Origin of the sequence: Paenibacillus sp. FSL H8-0457 (assembly GCF_038051935.1) — a bacterium.
In the GTDB taxonomy this organism is placed as follows: Bacteria; Bacillota; Bacilli; order Paenibacillales; family Paenibacillaceae; genus Paenibacillus_AQ; species Paenibacillus_AQ lautus_A.
Genome location: NZ_CP150293.1, coordinates 6955695 through 6972924 on the forward strand (window position 1 = coordinate 6955695; position 17230 = coordinate 6972924).

General features: G+C 50.9%; 16 protein-coding genes and 1 pseudogene. 6 read left to right on the plus strand and 11 right to left on the minus strand.

Annotated features, from left to right (window positions below):
• Positions 1-26: 26 nt before the first annotated feature.
• From MHI43_RS31405 to MHI43_RS31420, 4 genes are all read right to left on the minus strand, one after another.
• Positions 27-740, minus strand: coding sequence for a sulfite exporter TauE/SafE family protein (locus MHI43_RS31405; RefSeq protein WP_036659603.1), 714 nt, complete (start codon positions 738-740; stop codon positions 27-29).
• 200 nt (positions 741-940) lie between these two features.
• Positions 941-1282 carry a zinc ribbon domain-containing protein YjdM gene (locus tag MHI43_RS31410; protein ID WP_009591139.1) on the minus strand — a complete coding sequence of 114 codons (342 nt, stop codon included), beginning with the start codon at positions 1280-1282 and terminating at the stop codon, positions 941-943.
• A gap of 77 nt (positions 1283-1359) precedes the next feature.
• Positions 1360-2376 carry an SDR family oxidoreductase gene (locus tag MHI43_RS31415; RefSeq protein WP_036659461.1) on the minus strand — a complete coding sequence of 339 codons (1017 nt, stop codon included), beginning with the start codon at positions 2374-2376 and terminating at the stop codon, positions 1360-1362.
• A 267-nt stretch (positions 2377-2643) separates the two neighbouring features.
• On the minus strand, positions 2644-3144 hold the full coding sequence (locus tag MHI43_RS31420) for a cupin domain-containing protein (protein WP_081746239.1): 501 nt from the start codon (positions 3142-3144) through the stop codon (positions 2644-2646).
• A gap of 263 nt (positions 3145-3407) precedes the next feature.
• Here MHI43_RS31420 and MHI43_RS31425 point away from each other — a divergent pair, with 263 nt between their 5' ends.
• Together MHI43_RS31425 and MHI43_RS31430 are read left to right on the plus strand one after the other, a co-directional pair.
• On the plus strand, positions 3408-5816 hold the full coding sequence (locus MHI43_RS31425) for an S-layer homology domain-containing protein (protein ID WP_051425267.1): 2409 nt from the start codon (positions 3408-3410) through the stop codon (positions 5814-5816).
• Positions 5817-5821: 5 nt separating this feature from the next.
• Positions 5822-6700: a GNAT family N-acetyltransferase gene (locus tag MHI43_RS31430; protein WP_036659464.1), complete on the plus strand. Its 879-nt coding sequence runs from the start codon at positions 5822-5824 to the stop codon at positions 6698-6700.
• Between the two features lie 43 nt (positions 6701-6743).
• Here MHI43_RS31430 and MHI43_RS31435 read toward each other — a convergent pair.
• The 5 genes and pseudogenes from MHI43_RS31435 to MHI43_RS31455 form a co-directional block, all read right to left on the minus strand.
• Positions 6744-7282, minus strand: a pseudogene (locus tag MHI43_RS31435) (DinB family protein).
• 61 nt (positions 7283-7343) lie between these two features.
• Positions 7344-8291: a YafY family protein gene (locus MHI43_RS31440; RefSeq protein WP_036659465.1), complete on the minus strand. Its 948-nt coding sequence runs from the start codon at positions 8289-8291 to the stop codon at positions 7344-7346.
• A gap of 23 nt (positions 8292-8314) precedes the next feature.
• Positions 8315-9064 carry a class I SAM-dependent methyltransferase gene (locus tag MHI43_RS31445; protein WP_036659466.1) on the minus strand — a complete coding sequence of 250 codons (750 nt, stop codon included), beginning with the start codon at positions 9062-9064 and terminating at the stop codon, positions 8315-8317.
• A 156-nt stretch (positions 9065-9220) separates the two neighbouring features.
• Positions 9221-9409 carry a hypothetical protein gene (locus tag MHI43_RS31450; protein WP_036659468.1) on the minus strand — a complete coding sequence of 63 codons (189 nt, stop codon included), beginning with the start codon at positions 9407-9409 and terminating at the stop codon, positions 9221-9223.
• Positions 9399-9935, minus strand: coding sequence for a hypothetical protein (locus MHI43_RS31455; protein ID WP_015738016.1), 537 nt, complete (start codon positions 9933-9935; stop codon positions 9399-9401). The genes MHI43_RS31450 and MHI43_RS31455 overlap by 11 nt, the downstream gene beginning before the upstream one ends.
• 107 nt (positions 9936-10042) lie before the next feature.
• On the opposite strand from MHI43_RS31455, the gene MHI43_RS31460 reads away from it, so the two are divergent.
• Positions 10043-10957, plus strand: a complete 915-nt coding sequence (locus tag MHI43_RS31460) for a phosphatidate cytidylyltransferase (RefSeq protein ID WP_036659471.1) — start codon at positions 10043-10045, stop codon at positions 10955-10957.
• Between the two features lie 118 nt (positions 10958-11075).
• Here MHI43_RS31460 and MHI43_RS31465 read toward each other — a convergent pair whose 3' ends face one another.
• Together MHI43_RS31465 and MHI43_RS31470 are read right to left on the minus strand one after the other, a co-directional pair.
• Positions 11076-12071 carry a sensor domain-containing diguanylate cyclase gene (locus MHI43_RS31465; protein ID WP_036659472.1) on the minus strand — a complete coding sequence of 332 codons (996 nt, stop codon included), beginning with the start codon at positions 12069-12071 and terminating at the stop codon, positions 11076-11078.
• Between the two features lie 35 nt (positions 12072-12106).
• Entirely contained in the window at positions 12107-12922 is an 816-nt protein-coding gene (locus MHI43_RS31470; protein WP_036659474.1) for an alpha/beta hydrolase, read from the minus strand.
• 479 nt (positions 12923-13401) lie between these two features.
• On the opposite strand from MHI43_RS31470, the gene MHI43_RS31475 reads away from it, so the two are divergent.
• The 3 genes from MHI43_RS31475 to MHI43_RS31485 are packed head-to-tail and all read left to right on the plus strand — an operon-like array spanning position 13402 to position 17045.
• The gene (locus MHI43_RS31475; protein ID WP_036659475.1) at positions 13402-14754 is read left to right on the plus strand and encodes a glycosyltransferase family 2 protein; all 1353 of its coding nucleotides are present in this window, start codon (positions 13402-13404) and stop codon (positions 14752-14754) included.
• 29 nt (positions 14755-14783) lie between these two features.
• Positions 14784-15875 (plus strand): acyltransferase family protein, encoded by a 1092-nt coding sequence (locus MHI43_RS31480; RefSeq protein ID WP_036659476.1) that lies wholly within the window; start codon positions 14784-14786, stop codon positions 15873-15875.
• A gap of 6 nt (positions 15876-15881) precedes the next feature.
• A complete protein-coding gene (locus MHI43_RS31485; protein ID WP_036659607.1) occupies positions 15882-17045 on the plus strand; it encodes a glycosyl hydrolase family 18 protein in 1164 nt (387 codons plus the stop codon).
• Positions 17046-17230 lie beyond the last annotated feature (185 nt).

Here is a 17230-nt window from a genome sequence, read left to right on the forward strand (position 1 = left end):
TGATCCTGCCATCTTCTTTGGCATGGCTACAAGCTTTCGATCAGCATATACACACCGGTAAAGATCAAAATGATATAGGTAAAGATCTGAAACACGCGCTGGTTGATGACGTTGAATAAACGCTGTCCGATAAACAGCCCGATGAATACCAGCGGCAGCGCGATTCCGCTCGATACCCAGACCGTCTTGGACGTTCCCGCCACGATCACCTGAATGATCAAACTCAGGGAGTAGATGAACAAATAGAAGGCCAGGGTCGTCCCTCTCAGTTTGGCCTTTTGCGTATCGGTGCCCGAAAAATATAACAGCAGGGGCGGACCCGGCATGCCGATGCTCGTCGTTAGAGAGCCTGAGAGTCCTCCCACAGCCAAATCCCTGCCGCGGCTTTGGTTTATTCTAAACTTCAGCATCAGCATGACGGTCAGGGCCAATATGATCAGACTGACGCCCAGCTTCAGATAGCCGATATCGATGAGCGAAAAAACAACGATGCCCAGAGGGAGACCTGCCGCGCTTCCGATCACCAATCGTTTAAGGATGCCGTAGTCGATGTCCTTGCGGATTTTGGCAACCAGGGCAGCCGATATGACAAGCGATAGAATCAGATTAATCTGAATGGCCTCGGCGGGCCGGAACAACAACAGCAGAAACGGCGTAGCCAGGATGGAGAACCCAAAACCGGTACTGGTCTGGAGAATCGACGCCACGAATATAATAACCGCAAATAGTATGATATCCACGCTGCACCTGCTTTCTTCACCTATTCGGGGAGCTCCTATACGAAGCAAGCCCATCCTGTCATTGTACCATAAGGCCATCACAAGACTGCTCCTCATTTGTTGTCGCAATAGGCTGCAAAAGCCCTGGTTAGACGAGAAAAACCCTCCTTGATGGAGGGTTTTTGCTGCTGCTATTCATGATGGAACCGTGCTAACACATCTTAACTCTTTTTAACGAATTCCGATTTCAATTTCATGGCCCCGAATCCTTCGATCTTGCAATCGATATCGTGGTCGCCGTCGACCAAACGTATATTTTTCACTTTCGTGCCTATTTTTAATACGGATGAGCTGCCTTTTACTTTAAGATCTTTGATTACCGTTACGGAATCGCCGTCAGCCAATACATTTCCGTTCGCGTCTTTAATGACCCTCGCATCTTCATCATGCTCCGCTTGGGACCCCGGGGTCCATTCATGAGCGCATTCGGGGCAAATCAGGAGGTTCCCATCCTCATACGTATATTCTGAATTACATTTCGGGCAATTCGGCAAAGTAGACATCGTTTCGTTTCTCCATTCGTTTTACAATAACTATACCCTATATTCGAAACAGATGTCCGCTAATACTTCCTTAAGCCTTACCCCGTAATGATCGACTTGGCCTTCTCCAGCGCGGAGATGACCTTATCGCACCACTCATCAAACTCTGCGTCCTCCCGCTGATGTTCCGGGTGGGCTAAAATATAGTCCACGGTCTGCTTGATCCCTTGATCGGCACGGATGGTTGCCACGAATTCAGGGACCAGCCGCTTCAGCTTGCTGTTATCGAACACCACCGTATTCGCTTTGTCTCCCAGTAACGACCCGCGGAAATCCTGCGTGCTGGTAGCATCCAGGAACTCGGAAGAGACATGCACCGCATTCAGCTGTACGCCAAGGGCATTCGCAATGATTTCATAAATTTGATTCCAGGTAAGCGACTCGTCAGAGGTAATATGCACCGACTCCCCGATGGCATGGATATTGCCCATCAGGCCGATGAAGCCTTTTGCAAAATCGCGGTTATGCGTCAGGGTCCACAGCGATGTCCCGTCTCCATGAATAAGGACCGGTTTATTCTCCAGCATGCGCTTCACGACCTGCCAGCTTCCCTGGCTGCCGTGCACGCCGAGCGGAATGGACCGCTCATCGTACGTATGGCTTGGCCTTACAATGGTCACCGGGAAGCCATGCTCCCGATACTGCTTCATCAGAAAATCTTCGCATGCTATTTTGTTTCGGGAATACGCCCAGTATGGATTGGATAAAGGCGTCCCTTCCGTAATGCGATAATCGGATAGGGGCGTTTGATAGGCTGAAGCCGAGCTGATAAAGATGAACTGTTTGGTTTTTCCTGCAAACAGGCGGTAATCCCTCTCCAAATGGGCGGGCTCGAATGCAATAAAGTCGGCCACAACATCAAAATCGAGATGCTCAATCAGTTTCGCTACTTGGTCTTCGTCATGAATATCGGCTTGCAAAATATGTGCGCCCTCGGGCAACGTGTCGTTTCGGTTCCCTCGATTGAGCAAGTATAACTCGCAACCTTGTTCCAGCAGCTGCTTCGTAATCGCCGTGCTGATCGTTCCGGTTCCTCCAATAAACAACGCTTTCATAAACTGCACCTCCGGTAGCAATAATGAGAAGACTGACTGCAACTTGACCTTCTATCCCTTACCATAGCATGGGCACGGGTGCATTACAATTTCCAAAAAGGGTTGAACCGCACAGGACTTTGAGCAGAGGGTGGAGCAGGAAGCATTATAGAGGTCGTGCGTGAACCGGCATGAGGCTAACGTGCTGTTTAGTAACGCGCAGAAAGACTCCCGTCTGCTTGCGGCAGGCGGGAGTCTTTTCGTTTCTAATAATGTAGCATGCTTAGGTTATTTCACCCACTTATGCAGCAGAGGCCCTTCCTCTCCAAAGACAGGATCCGTATCCGGAACAGGCACGCTTTGGATTTCGTTGATCGCCTGGGTCCGATCCGTCGGGTTCCGCTCCCTCATGTTCGGCGTATTCCCTTCGGGATAGGCGCCAATCACTTCGAAGTCGGGCGTACTGGTAAGCTTCATATGTGCAGTACCCGCCGGCAAGACGATCACGTCACCTGTAGCAAGCTCCAACCGCTCCCCTGCATCCCCGCCCACAAGGACGGTCGCGCTTCCGGACCGCACGCCCAGGACTTCGTGCGTATTGCTGTGATAATGATGGTAATCATATACGCCGCCTGACCAGCTGCCGCTCCAGCGATGCCGGTTAAAGGCTGCCTCCAACCCGCTCGGGTCATCCGCGAATACCCCATTGTACACAATGACGGGCAGGTCGGGATTGTTGGGAACCTCTCCATCATCATTCACGAAAAATGATCTGACATGTACTTCCACGGTCATCCGCTCCTTTCGACTCGTTGTTCACTCGTGTACCAGTACCCGGACCGAGCGTGTCTCAAACAATCTTCTTGCAAGAAAATTTCCATATAACCCGCCATAAATAGAAAGGAATCGACCCAGATTCTCCGTATTATATTCACTAGTTCTTTAGTCCGAAAAAAATGATTGCCAACCCAGAACCTGGAACTATATTATAGAATCACGAATCCAGCGAAAGAGCCGGATTACGGTATACATCAAAACAAGGGGGAACATGCTTGAAACACAAATTAATCGTAAAAGTGATGACCACAGCAGCATTGCTGAGTGCTTGCGCCTTCCCTGCGCACGCAGCTCCGACATCGCTTACGGACATCTCCAATTCTTATGCAAAGGATGCTATCCTGGAGCTTGTCGACAAAGGAATCATCAATGGGAAAGGCAATGGCACGTTTGATCCTACCGGTAAGATTTACAGGCAGGACTTCGCCATTATCTTGGCCAAGGCTTTGTCTCTGGACGTAACATCAGCGCCTCCGTCACCAACATTCAGCGACATACCGGCCACTCATTATTCTTACAAATTCGTGGAGGCTGCAGTCAAAGCCGGCCTAATCAAAGGCCAGGGCAATGGGGAATTCGGCTTAGGAGAGAACCTGTCACGACAGGATATGGCCGTCCTATTCATCCGGGCTCTCGGCGTAGATGCAAGCGGAAAGGCTGCCGAACTGGGTAAATTGAATTTCAGCGATGCAGCCTCAATCTCAAACTACGCGAAGGATGCCGTTGCTGCAGCCGTTGAACTAAAGCTGCTCAATGGCCAAACAGACGGCTCGTTTAATCCTGCTGGCAGTGCGGACAGGCAATCGGTAGCCTTAGTAGCAAGCCGCTTCCTAAAAGCCAAGGACGAGCTCCCTCAAATTCCCGATACGACACCGGAACCAGGCAATCCAACACTTCCTCCAGCCACTGAAAAGCCTGTGCCGCCACCTTCTACCAATAACAATTCTAGCGGCGGCGGTTCTACCGCTCCAAGCAATCCCGGCACGCCCAGCCAATCCGATACGACACCACCTACGGTGACCATGGTTTCAACCTCTCCGGTCATGGCTGATCTGCACGTTATCGTTAAAAGCACCGAATCAGGCATCGTGTATCTTGTTCCCGCTTCAAAGACAGCCACTACCAAAGCCCAACTGGAATCGTTGGTGGCCGAGAAGCTCGCTAACAAGGCAATCGTAGCCTCCGCCAATGCGGAAACCGCCATCACAACAACCCATTTGGCCTTGGGCGACTATAAAGTCTACGCAGTGGATTCTGCAGGCAACGTATCTGCGGCTACCTCCACGATCGTGCTGCAGGCACGGGTGATGGAACAGCCTACCCTTTATTTTTCCGATCAGCGCACCCTTGTATTTGCCTATAACGAGAACCTGAATCCTCAGTTTGTTCCTGCGGTTGAGGACTTTTCCGTTTATACCGAGGATGGAACTCTAAAATTCCCGAAGGCCATAGAACATGTACGCATCATAGAGAATAAAGTGGAGATCGTGCTTGCGGGGACGTTACCGCTCGGGAGATCCGTAAAAGCAGCTTTTAACCCTCTTGATTCCGGTGCTTCAGTCCGCAGCCTCACGGGAAAAATTTCTCCTGTTGTAGGTCCCGCATCCGTTACCTATTTGCCGGACAACGTAAAGGAAATGCTGGACGATCTGATTGCGGAAGCCATGACATTGATGGAGAGCGCCGAGATCGGAAACACGTTGGGCAAATATCCGCAAGAGGCGGTCGAAAGCCTTAACGGGGTGATTCAACTCGCATCATCCGCAGCTGAGAATCCGGATGCAACACCCCAGACTCTCGCAGAAGGTTATAACAGTCTGTCTTCCTTTATGGGAGTTTTCCGGAACCTTCAGGTTAAGCCGTTAACGATATCGCTTGCCCCAGACGCATCCTTTGTTCTTAATCCCAAAATACAAGGAACTCATACCATCGTATCTGATTATACAATCCTGGATGATACCTATAACAAAAGGAGCATCAAGAAACTGATCCAGGTCCATCGTGAAGGAAGCAACGCACAGATCGAGTATCAATACAACTACGGCAAACCAGAAATGAGTATACTTCAAGATTATGAAGTTGTCGGCCATATCGAGATCGAGTCTTCGGATCCATCCCTTATACAGGTATCGGGCGAGTCTCAAGACGGAATAAAGGTTAAACCGATCTTTGGCGCTCAGGAGAACTCCACAGCATCGCTTCGCTTTAAAGTCATCGAGAGCGGCAAGGAAACGGGCAGCGTTGAATTGCCTGTCACTTTCGACTTTACGCCGCCGACTGTGACCCAAGCCACCTATGACAGCAGTCAGGGAACATTCACCCTAATGTCAAATGAACTTGTCTACTCATATTATGAAACGGTTCCTTTGTCGATCCTTGTCGACTACTCAGGGAATAATGATTTTAGCAGCAACTCAATTGATATTTTCCCATTAATCCTTGGGGAGGATTTCATGTACAACATCATTAACGACAGAAGCGGAATAAACATATCCCTTACCCCTAAAAAAATAGCGAAACTGTCCACTCAGCTTCCAGGAGGATCGTTCCGACTAACCATCAATGGGATGAGCGATTTTGCAATGAATTGGCAGATGCGGATCGAATACGTTACTGCTCGATAATTGCCATGAAAACATCCATTGAGGTTCGCGCTTTCCAAGACGCATTGCCTTCAGAGTTCAGCTCGTTGGTCCCCCCTGAGCTGCGGGACTATCTGCGCGTACTACCGCCGAACTGCATCGCATTGGGAGCGATCGGCGGAGGCATGCCGCTTGGATTTACGATTGCAAAGCGGAACGGTACGGAATTGTCAGCCAACCTGCAAGCACTAGTCATAACCGAACCCTGCCGACGGCAGGGGATCGGGCGCCAGCTGTACGGCATGCTCGAATCGCTGCTGCGGCAGCAAGGGATATGTTGGATCAGGACCGAATACTTGGGGTCCAGCCATGTTGCTTCGTTGGAAGCTTCCTTTCTTCAGTCATGCGGATTTCCTGAGCCTGCACCCGGTATCCATGTATGGAACGGTTCCTTTGACATCCTGAAAGAACTGCCGTGGATCCAGTCTCTGAAGCTGCCCGGCGATTACCTCGCTATTCCGTTTCACGAGCTTACGGGCAAGGAACGAGTGGAGATTGCCAGAGGAAACGGCGACTGGTATCCGCCCATCCTGGATCTTTTTGCCGAAGAAGATCTGATCGACCGGCAGCGGAGCCTGGCATTGCGGTATCGGGACGCGATCATAGGCTGGATGATTCTGGAGCCGTTCCATGCACAAACCTTGCTCTTTAAAACGATGTTTGTGAGGCAGTCCCATCAACGAACAGGACGCGGAATTGCGCTTCTGGCCGAGGCTAGCCGGCGAATTGTACGTGAAGGGCAATACAAAGATTGGATATTCTTCGTCGAAGCGGACAATGCGGCCATGGTCCGATTCATGCAGCGGCGGATCTATCATCCGAATGTTCAGAAGGAGATACTATGGAGAACGGTCAAAGCACTTTGACCGTTCTCTTGTTGTATTCGGACATCCGCAGCCTGATATGCCGTCATACCCGCTGCTCTAACGCCTGTTTCAACCGATCCAGCTGTCGAATATGATGACGATAATGCATCTCAATGAGTAAAAACCACTCTTGGGCATTCAATCCTCCGAACCTCGGATGGGGGACGGTATGCTGCAGGGATGCCTCACCAAGCTTCGGTTCGGTTTCTTTCACCCGATGGAGGACGGCGTTCAAGCCTTGAATCAGCTGCTCCTTGTCTGCGGGCTGTTCCGCGTGTAGTGCGGAGACGGCGGAACCTGAATGCGGATGGGCGGGAAACTGCCCTGTTCGAATATCGCCGCTCCCACTTCCGTTTTTCCGGCCGGAGAAGCTGCCGCATCTCCATTCATGTTCAAGCACTGGTCGATGTTCCTCAGATGCATGTACAGCGCGGATTGAATCAAGTGCTGGTACATTTGCCCGATCGACCACTCGGCCTCCGCCGGCTTATATCTTAATTGCTCCACGCTGAATCCATCCAGTTCCTGTACATAAACCTTCACCGTCTCTTCAAAACGCTGCAATGCTTCCTTTGTATTCATATCAACAGCTCCTTCATCTTCTTTGTACCGAATATACAAAAACGCTACTGACAACGTCATGTCAGTAGCGTTTAAACATCTTCTCCGCTTCGTCGCGGATTCGGTCACGGAAGGATTGCGGCTCAAGCACAACGACATCCGATCCCCAGCCGAGCACCCAATGCTGGATCTCCTCCGGACGGCGGACGCGAAAGCTCACAAGCAGTCCTTCCTCGCATTCCTCTAAATTCTCCATATAATAGTTGCCGGCTTCCTTCACTCGATCCGCGATGCCATGACTTGCCAGAATCCGCACCAGCAGATTGCGGTCATCCGGTGGCCGATAATTCTCCAAATGAAAACCCGGCGGCATCTCAAAGCGCTCTTCAAGGATCGTCAGATCCTTCATGCGGGACAACCGAAAATGGCGAATGCCTTGCCGGAGGTCGCACCAGGCAATCAATGTCCATGAGCCTTGAAGAAAGGCCAGGCCATAAGGAGCCGCCGAGCGAAAGCTCTTTCGGTTGCCTTTGGAATCCGGCATGTTCTTCACGTAATGGAATTCTAGCTTCCGTTCCTCAAGTATGGCCCTACGAACCAATTCCAGATAATCCCTCTCTTCTCCTAAAGCTGCCTTGCTGCCGGGAGCAAGGAGCCGCATGATCTTTCGAACCCGGGCAGCGTCTGCGCGGACACGGTCCGGCAGAATGGACTCTATCTTCTTGCGGGAAGCCCTAGCCTTCTCGCCATATTCTGCGTCAAAGCGCTGCTCGACGAAATCCGTTCCTATGAGCAGCGCCACGGCTTCCTCTGCCGTGAACATGATGGGAGGCAGAAAGTACCCCTCCATTAACGAGTATCCTTGCCCGGGGGCTCCGATCACGGGTACGCCTGCTTCGCTAAGAGCCTGAATATCCCGGTAGATGGTCCGGACGCTCGTTTCGAATAGGGATGCCAAATCTTCGGCCCGCATAACCTTGCGCTGCTGCAGCTCAAGCAGGATGGCCAGTAATCGATCGGTCTTGTTCATTCTATGTTTACCTCCGAAAGGACTTAAACCTCTCCCCAGTACACCTTCGTCTCGTAGTCAAAAAACACGCAGCCATCTTGCTCATTCCGTTCATAGATGGTTTGAAGCTCCTTCATCATCGGCTCATAGTTCGGATGCCCGGGCAGGGGAGCATAAGATGACGAGTGAAGACGGCCGCATAGTCCATTATAATCGAATGTCTGCCGATTGAAGAATTTCGCCTCCTTCATATCTCCTGACCGGAAAAAGGCCGCCAGCGTTTCATGCCCAATATTCTTCTGGTCCACTTCTTTATAGTCGGTGCCATAGGTAAGGAGCAACTGCTCATATGCCTCCAAGAACGGCGTTCCCTCCGTGAGCCTGGAATTCCATATCAGGGCAACCTTCCCGCCCGGCCTCAGAATCCGCCGAAACTCCGCCTGGGCCGCATGACGGTCAAACCAGTGAAAAGCCTGGGCGCTCACGATATGATCCACCGATTGATCGGGCAGCCCCGTCATTTCGGCCGAACCGGAAACCATGCGGAAGCCGGGCTCGCCGCCAAGGTCCGACTCGGCGGCTTCCCGCATCGCCTGATTGGGCTCCACGGCGGTCACATGACTCCCCCGTTTCAGCAGCAGCTTCGTGAATATCCCCGTCCCTGCGCCAATATCGGCGATCTCGCCATCCAGTCCCACCGTGCCATACAGATAATCCATGACCTCCTGCGGATAACTCGGGCGATACTTCGTGTACGAATCCACGCGATTCGAAAACCGTTCCTTGCTGTTCATCCTAAACCACGCTCCCATCCAAGATATAAGCGAATCCTGACACAGACGGCCAATCGTTTCATTAGATGAAACTTAATTTCATTTGTATAGCTCAATTTTATAGCAAATGCTGTTTAATCTCCAGTACTTGCTGGTGGGCGGGGCTTCCGGCCTTCATCATCCACGAACTACAAAAAGCCCAGCCTCATCTGGATGCAGACTAAGCGGGCTTTTCCTTAGCTCGTGGTCATTCGGATGGAACAAGCTGACGCTGCCGACGCATGAAAATGTCTTGGCAACCGTCCCCCGTACAGCTTGGCCATGTCCGCCGGAATCCGGCAATGCCTTGTGAAGTTCAAGGCTCATACTCGCTCAGCCTCCCTTCATATATCAACTGCAGGCGCTCGCTTTGGCGAAAATCGTCCGGCGTCACCAAGGCAGGCAGCTTATCCCATAACCTTACTCCGGAACGCTGCAGAATCTCGGCCACGAATTGCGAACAGAAATAGGAATTGCTGAATTCGATCGGTTCCTTCAGGGCGATGCCCAGGACACCCAATATGTTATAGAAATACTTTTTATCCTTTCGAATAAAAGCCTGCAGGACCCGCTTCATCTTCGCGATGTCGCGTTCGGATACCTGCAGCTCATAGATCACGCAGGTCGTGTTGGGGTACTTGCTGAACGTTCCCGTCTTCAAATCTTCCTTTACAAACCCGCCGTTCAGGGGGTTGTTCGGATTCTTCCTCCCAAAACTATATAACTCCGACAGCTCCCGGTTAAAGGAGATCGAAGCATGATTATAAGGCGCTCTCGTATAGCCCTGAATGACTTTCGTAAAGAGCGTTCCGGTATTGGTAAGCAATATAAAGACCGATTGATCGTCTACCATTTACGAAATTTCCCCTTATCCGTATTGAATTATTCCTTCATAATAACATATGATTCTTTTAGTAGAACAAGAATCGTACCCCGTGACAAGTTGGTGATGACAGGCATATGGAAAGCTCGCTTTTAACCTTGATCCTTATATTCTCCGTCTTATCGGTCATCCAGCTCCTGTATTACGTGATGAGTAAGACGCAGCCGAATATCGACTATACCGAAGTAGGATTCCGCATCAAAACCTGGTGGGGCATGCTCGTTATCTTCTGTTTGGCGACCCTTTTGAATCCCGTCGTATCCCTGCTATCCCTTATGGTGCTGACCTTCTTTACGCTCAAAGAATATTTCTCGATGATCAAAACCCGGAAGGCCGACCGCCGTTTATTTCTGTGGGCTTATCTAACGATCCCCGTCCAATTCTACTGGATCTATATCGAATGGTACGGGATGTTCATCGTATTCATTCCAATCTATGTATTCCTGGTGCTGCCGCTTCCGCGGTTAATCAACAAAGGCACCGTCGGATTTATGCGCAGCGTCAGCTCGACCCAGTGGGGACTCATGCTCATGGTATTCGGTCTCAGCCACCTGGCTTATTTTCAATTTGCCACGCCCCAGTATGGAGCAGGGCTCGTGCTGTTTCTCGTCGTCTTAACGCAGTTGAACGATGTGGTGCACACTATAGCTTCCCTCTATTTTGGCAAACGACGAATCGTCCCGACATCGAACCCGAATCTGACCTGGGAAGGCTTTGCGTGCGCGTTTCTCGTCACCAGCGGATGCTCCTATCTTATCTATCCCTATCTGACGCCGCTTAGCCCGACCTTTGGGCTCTTATCCGGCATGCTGATCAGCCTCGCCGGCTTTTTCGGCAGCTTGACGGTTTCCGTGCTGAAGCGCGATTTATTAATCGGGGATGACGGACGTTTCGATGCTTTAAAGAAAAGCTACCTGAGCCGCGTGGATAGCCTGACCTATACCTCGCCGATCTTTTTTCATTTCATCCGTTACTTTTACGATTTTATGTAGTTTCGACTTTCACACAAAAAATAGGTTAACTAGGCTTAGAGGCCTGAACCTCTATAAGCCATAACCATGCGAGCTTAGGCTCAACTTGGTTATGGCTTTTTCATGGATAAAGAATGTATTAATGCGAATATCCCCGAAGCCTCAAATCGTCATAATGGGTAACCTGGTTTCGTCCGTTTTGCTTGGAGGCATAGAGGGCTTCGTCCGCTTTCTGCAGGAGCGTCGCTTCATTGTCGTCCGGATTGGCCGTGATGATGCCGATACTGATCGTCATGCTGCCCGTTTTCCAGCTGAAATCCTGGACTGCCCGCCGTAACCGCTCCGCGCCGGCCTTTGCCTTCTCCGCCTCCGTTTCCGGCAGGATCATGACAAACTCCTCTCCGCCATACCGGGCCACCGTCTCTCCTTCGAGGGCGTGGGTCTTCAGAATGGTTGCTACATCAAACAGAACCTCATCCCCATACCCATGTCCCCAAGTATCGTTCACGCGCTTAAAATGATCAATGTCGATGATGAACAACGAGAGCGGAATCCGGTTATGGTTATACTGCATCAGCTGCTCTTCCAGCCTCTCCTGAAAGAATCTTCGGTTCTTCAGTCCGGTCAGCTTGTCGGTATTCGACAGCTCCAACAGAACCGCGTTAATCTCCATGAGCTCCGTCTGCTTCCGTTCAATCTCGGCATGGATCTGCTGCAGCTCGGCCAATGCCTGGTCTTTTTCCCAATAAGCCTCTTCAATCTGCTTGTTGGCCATCCGAAGCTCCATTTCATAATCGATGCGTTTCCCCATCTGCACCAATACGCAGTCCAGCCGTTCCTGGCCCTCACGCTCAAATTTGCGTCCATTCAATATAAACGGCACCGATTCCCCCCGGCTGTTCTTGAGCCGGATAAACAGCTCCTCCACATGCCCGTCCAGATTGATATGCGGATAGAAGTAAGAGTGGAATATAAGCTTGTTCGCCGTCGACATCATAGCTTCAAAATGCTTCTGCACCACGTCTTCCAGCCGATACCCCATCATGTCGAGAAAGGTCTGGTTCACCTCCGCCACCATGCCTTCGTGGGTGATGGAGACATAGCCGCATGGCGCATAGTTCAATCGTTCATCCATTGCTTATCGATCGATCCTTTCCAAGTACATTCCCGCTAGCCCGTATACGCCGCTTCAGATTTCAGATAGTCATTTATCAACGCAATCGTCTCCTCGGGATGGCTGATATGCGGATAATGCCCCTTCGCCTCCATCAAGCGGAACGTGCTGTTATCCAGATGACTGTGCAAATACTCGCCTGCGGCAATAGGGACGATGCTGTCATCCGAGCATTGCAGGATCAGCGAGGGAATCGTGGCTTGGGATAACGCCTGCCGGCAGTCCGAGAAAAAGGTCACCTCGGCGAACTCCCTCGTAATCGCCGGATCCGCCGAAATAAAGCTGCGCTCCAGCTCTTGGGTCAGCTTCGGCATCTCCGGGTTCTTCATCGCGATCGGCGCCAGGAAGCTTGCCCATCCGGCAAAATTCATCTCCATCATATCCAGCAGCTCCGTCACATCGCTTTTATCAAATCCTCCGACGTACCCCTCATCATTCAGATATCGCGGAGACGGCCCGATCATGATCAATTGAGCGAAATACTCCGGACGTTCGATCGACGCCAGCATCCCGATCATGGAGCTGACCGAATGGCCTATAAAAATCACGTCCCGAAGCTCGAGCGCCTCCACAATGTCCAGCACATCCTGCACATAACCGCGAAGGCTGCCGTACCTCTCCGATGTATACCCCGATAAATCGGAACCACCCGAGCCTACGTAATCGAACAGCACGATACGATAAAACGGTTCGAAGGCAGGTAGAATATATTTCCACATGCTCTGGTCGCAGCCGAAGCCATGCGCCAGCATGAGCGTACGCTCCCCTGTCCCCCGCACCTTCACGTGATTCCGTGCAATAACCTCATTCATGACATAAACTCCTCTATGCTCTTCCTTCTTTCTCTCCATTCTAAGGGACCGTATGTAAATATCAAGTCATTTTGCCGAATGTTTGTCGATTTAAGACGAGTTGTACCGACGTTAGACGAAATGTTGAACGGGACTGCATGTGCATAGATGCTTAATCGCTTTAGCCGCCTAAAATATAGAAAGACGAACCTATGCAGAGACTGTTCCCGAAAAGCATCTATGTATTCGTTTTCTTGATCCATGAAGCGGTTTTACATTTGTAGGACGATTGAGATAGTTTATTACATAGGATGTCATTTGTATTTATATGGAATTAGAGGTTATAAATGTATGATTTTATCCCTCTATGCCCGATTTTACCCCTTGACATCGAACGGACAGAAAAAGCGCTCGCCTTATCCGCACCCCATAGAGCAGGCCCACGGCGCATCATACTGGTCTTCATCACAAAAAGACAGAGAAAGAGAGGAGTGAGGAGTTTGCAGTACTTTTTTTATGGATTAGCCGGCGTGTTTCTCGTGTTTCAGGCCCTCTACACGTTCATACCGCTGCTATGCAGCAAGGTGAAGAAGCTGAACCCCGATCTCGCCGAAAAATCAATCACGGTGCTCGTCCCCGCTTACAACGAAGAACTGACGATCCGAAATTGCATCGATGCCATGGCGGGCTTGCGCTACAGCAACTATGAGATCATGATCATCAACGACGGCTCCAAGGACGGAACCTTATCCGCCCTAGACGAGCTCTTGGATTTGGAGCCGAGTGCCAGGACGGCCGACAGCAAGCTGAACTATAAGCCAATAAAAGGATTCTATCGTTCCAATCGATACCGCCATATTTACGTTATCGATAAGATGAATGGCGGGAAAGCCGACTCGCTGAATGCGGGTATCGATTATGCCGTCTCCGACATCGTCATCACCCTGGATGCGGACAGCATGCCGGAAGCCGACTCGCTCAAGTATGTGAATCAATATTTTCACGATGACGATATCATTGCGCTTGGCGGTACGGTCAAAATCGTGCAGGGCGCCGTGCGGGACAAGAACGGTGCCGTCGTCGAAAAGTTTCGCGGAAAAGGGCTCATCAAAAGCCAGATCATCAATTATACGCACGGCTTCTACGTCCGCAAACTCACGCAATCGTATTTTAATTCGATCGTGGTGATTTCAGGCGCCTTTGGCGCCTTCTATAAAAACGTCCTCGTTCATGTCGACGGCTTCCGCAGCACGGTGGGCGAGGATATCGACATTACCCTGAAAATCCATGAATACATCAAGGCCCATCGGCTGAAGAAAAAACTCGTCTACGCCCCCGAAGCGGTATGTTACACCGAATGTCCGGAGAATCTTCAGAACTTCTATAAACAGCGCATTCGCTGGCAGAAGGCCTTCATTGACTGCATCCTGATCTATTGGTCCAGGCTGTCCCGGAAGTTCAGCGTCAGCGTGAGCCTGTTCTTTGCGATTGACGGATTTATGCTGGGGACGCTCTCGGCGTTTACCACGATATTTTATCTGGGGCAGACGCTGGTTGTGGGCGGGAACCTGTGGCATGCCATTATCTTTCTGCTGATGAGCATGGTGCTGAATGCCGCGCAGATCGTCATCTCCCTGTACTTATGCCGTAAATATGGCAGCACCTATGGGTTTAGCGATTACGTGAGGATGTTCCTGTTCAGCCAAGCGGAGCTGCTAACCTACCGGAATTTGCTGCTGTACATCAACATTGCGGGCACGTTCAAATATTTTGATAATGATGAGGGCTGGGGATTCGTGGAGCGCAAAGGCGTGGCCGCCATCAGCCAGAACATTGCCGCTGGATCGAACTAAATTATAGTGAAGGAGACTGCCGAAACCGCATGGTTCCCAATAAACGAATCGTCTATGTCGATATTCTAAGAATTCTATCTATCGTAGCCGTCATTATCCTGCACTACACGGCGGAGGTGCTGACCAGCACGAATGATTTCCACTCCTCCTCATGGTGGATCAGCAACGGATTCAATTCCATTTCCCGGTTCGCCGTCCCGGTTTTCTTCATGATCAGCGGAGCGATGATTCTGCGGACGAAGATCACCTCCTACCGTGAGTTCTATACGAAGCGCGTCGTCCCGCTGCTCATCCCCCTCCTGACCTGGTCGCTCATCTACGGCTTGTACAATCAATACTATCTGATGCGAAGCAAGCTGAGTGCGTACGAGTTCGTTATCGACTTCGGCTACCGGCTGCTGACCGACCGAAATTACGTCCATCTCTGGTTCCTGTACGCCATTATTGCCATCTATATGACGGTGCCGCTGATCAGCAAATTCATCCAATCGTGCAGCGAGAAGGATCTGCGGTATTATCTGCTGCTCTGGTTTATCGTCAGCATCGCCTATCGTTTCATCTCGGATGCCGTCTTCCGCGCAACCGATCAATACATCAACATTCCGATCATGAACATCCCGTTCTTCATGGGATTCCTGGGCTATTTCATTCTGGGGTACTATCTCTTCCATTTCGAGCTGACGCTTAAAGCCAAAAACATCCTGTACAACCTGGGCATCGTCTCGTTTTTTATCACGCCGGTTGCCACCTACTTCGTCTCGCTGCGCAGCGGCGTGCTGGATGAGATGTTCTATGGCAATTACTCGATCACCACGTTCTTGATGGCTGTCGGGTTGTTTATCTTCTTCAAGGAGAAGGAAGCCCGAATCAGCGATAAAGTGAATCATAAAGTCCAAAAATTGATCAGCTCACTCTCCCGGGCCAGCTTCAGCATCTACCTGATTCACCTGCTCGTTGAAATGATGTTATCCGGCCGAACCGAAATCGAGGCCACGTTCCTGGAAGCCTCCCTTAGTCTGATCGTGAATATCGCCATTATCTTCGCCATCAGCTATATCACCGTCAAGGTGTTAAACCTAAGCAAAACGGCAACCTACATTCTATTTGGCGGACGGGGTTAAATGACGATGAGAATAACGATATATACGAAAATATTCATTGTGGTGCTGCTTGCAGGCATGGGGCTCTATTTCTATCAGATCTCCGCGGCGGAGGACCGGAAAATCACGGCGGTCTACGTGGAGGCTTGGCAGGATTACCGAAACATCAAGCTATCGGAGAAAGGCGTGGACATTGCGTTTATCGCTTTTGCGAAGATCAAGGGAACGGAGCTCTACTTCCATGAAGACAGCACGACCAACAACCAGATCAAAGAAAACATCAAGCAGTTGAAGGCGGCGAATCCGAAGACCCAAATGGTGCTGGCCGTAGGCGGCTACGGAGCAGACGGCTTCTCCGACGCTTCGCTGGACGGCAACCGGTACCTCTTCACCGAGAGCATCATCAACCTGGTCAAGGAGCTGGACCTGGACGGCGTGGACATCGACTGGGAGTATCCGGCGTTCCATGCCTGGAACACGCAGAAGGCACGGCCGGAGGATACGAAGAATTTTACAAGTCTGATGAAGGAGCTGCGGGAGAAGCTGTACAGGCTGCCTCACAAGAACAAGAAGTATCTGCTGACCTTCGCTTCCGGAACGCAGGACTGGTACTTCCAGAACGTCGAGGTCAAAAAAGTGGAGAAATACGTGGATTTCATCAACGTCATGACCTACGACCTGACAGGCAAGTGGTCGGATACCACGGGCTTTAACTCCAATCTGTACGCGGACAGCCAGGGGAAATCCAAACACTCCATTGACGGCATCATCTCCATGTACCTGGACCACGACATCGACAGCAGGAAGCTGCTGCTCGGCATCCCTGCCTACTCGTACGGCTGGAAGAACGTGAAGGAAAACAAGGGGGCCAAGAACGGCCTCTTTGCTCCCGGAACGCCCATCGACATCGACAAGGTAAATCTCCATTATAAGCAGATCGAGAAAGCGTACCTGAACAAAAATGGCTTCAAGCGCTACTATGACAACAAAGCCAAGGCTGCCTACCTCTATGATGGCCATACCTTCATCAGTTACGAGGATCAGGAGGCCCTGAAGGAGAAGGTGAGCTACATCCAAAGCAAGAATCTCGCGGGCGCGATGGTCTGGCAGTATTCGCAGGATGCAGAGGATGGCATCGTGAACTACTTGAGTGAGCATTTGAACGAGCGTCAGCAAGACGCCAAACGGTAACATCGGTGACTGCCTTAAGCGGAGCTGCACCCCCGTCTTGAGAAGAGCGTAGGTCTGGTAGCAACCAACTCTATACGTGAAAAAAGCCGGTGATCCTCGCAGTCGTATGCGGATCATCGGCTTTTTATATGTAGGCAAGACTCCCGCGGTGCTTACCCGCGGCCGTATTGAGGGTAGGGCCTGCC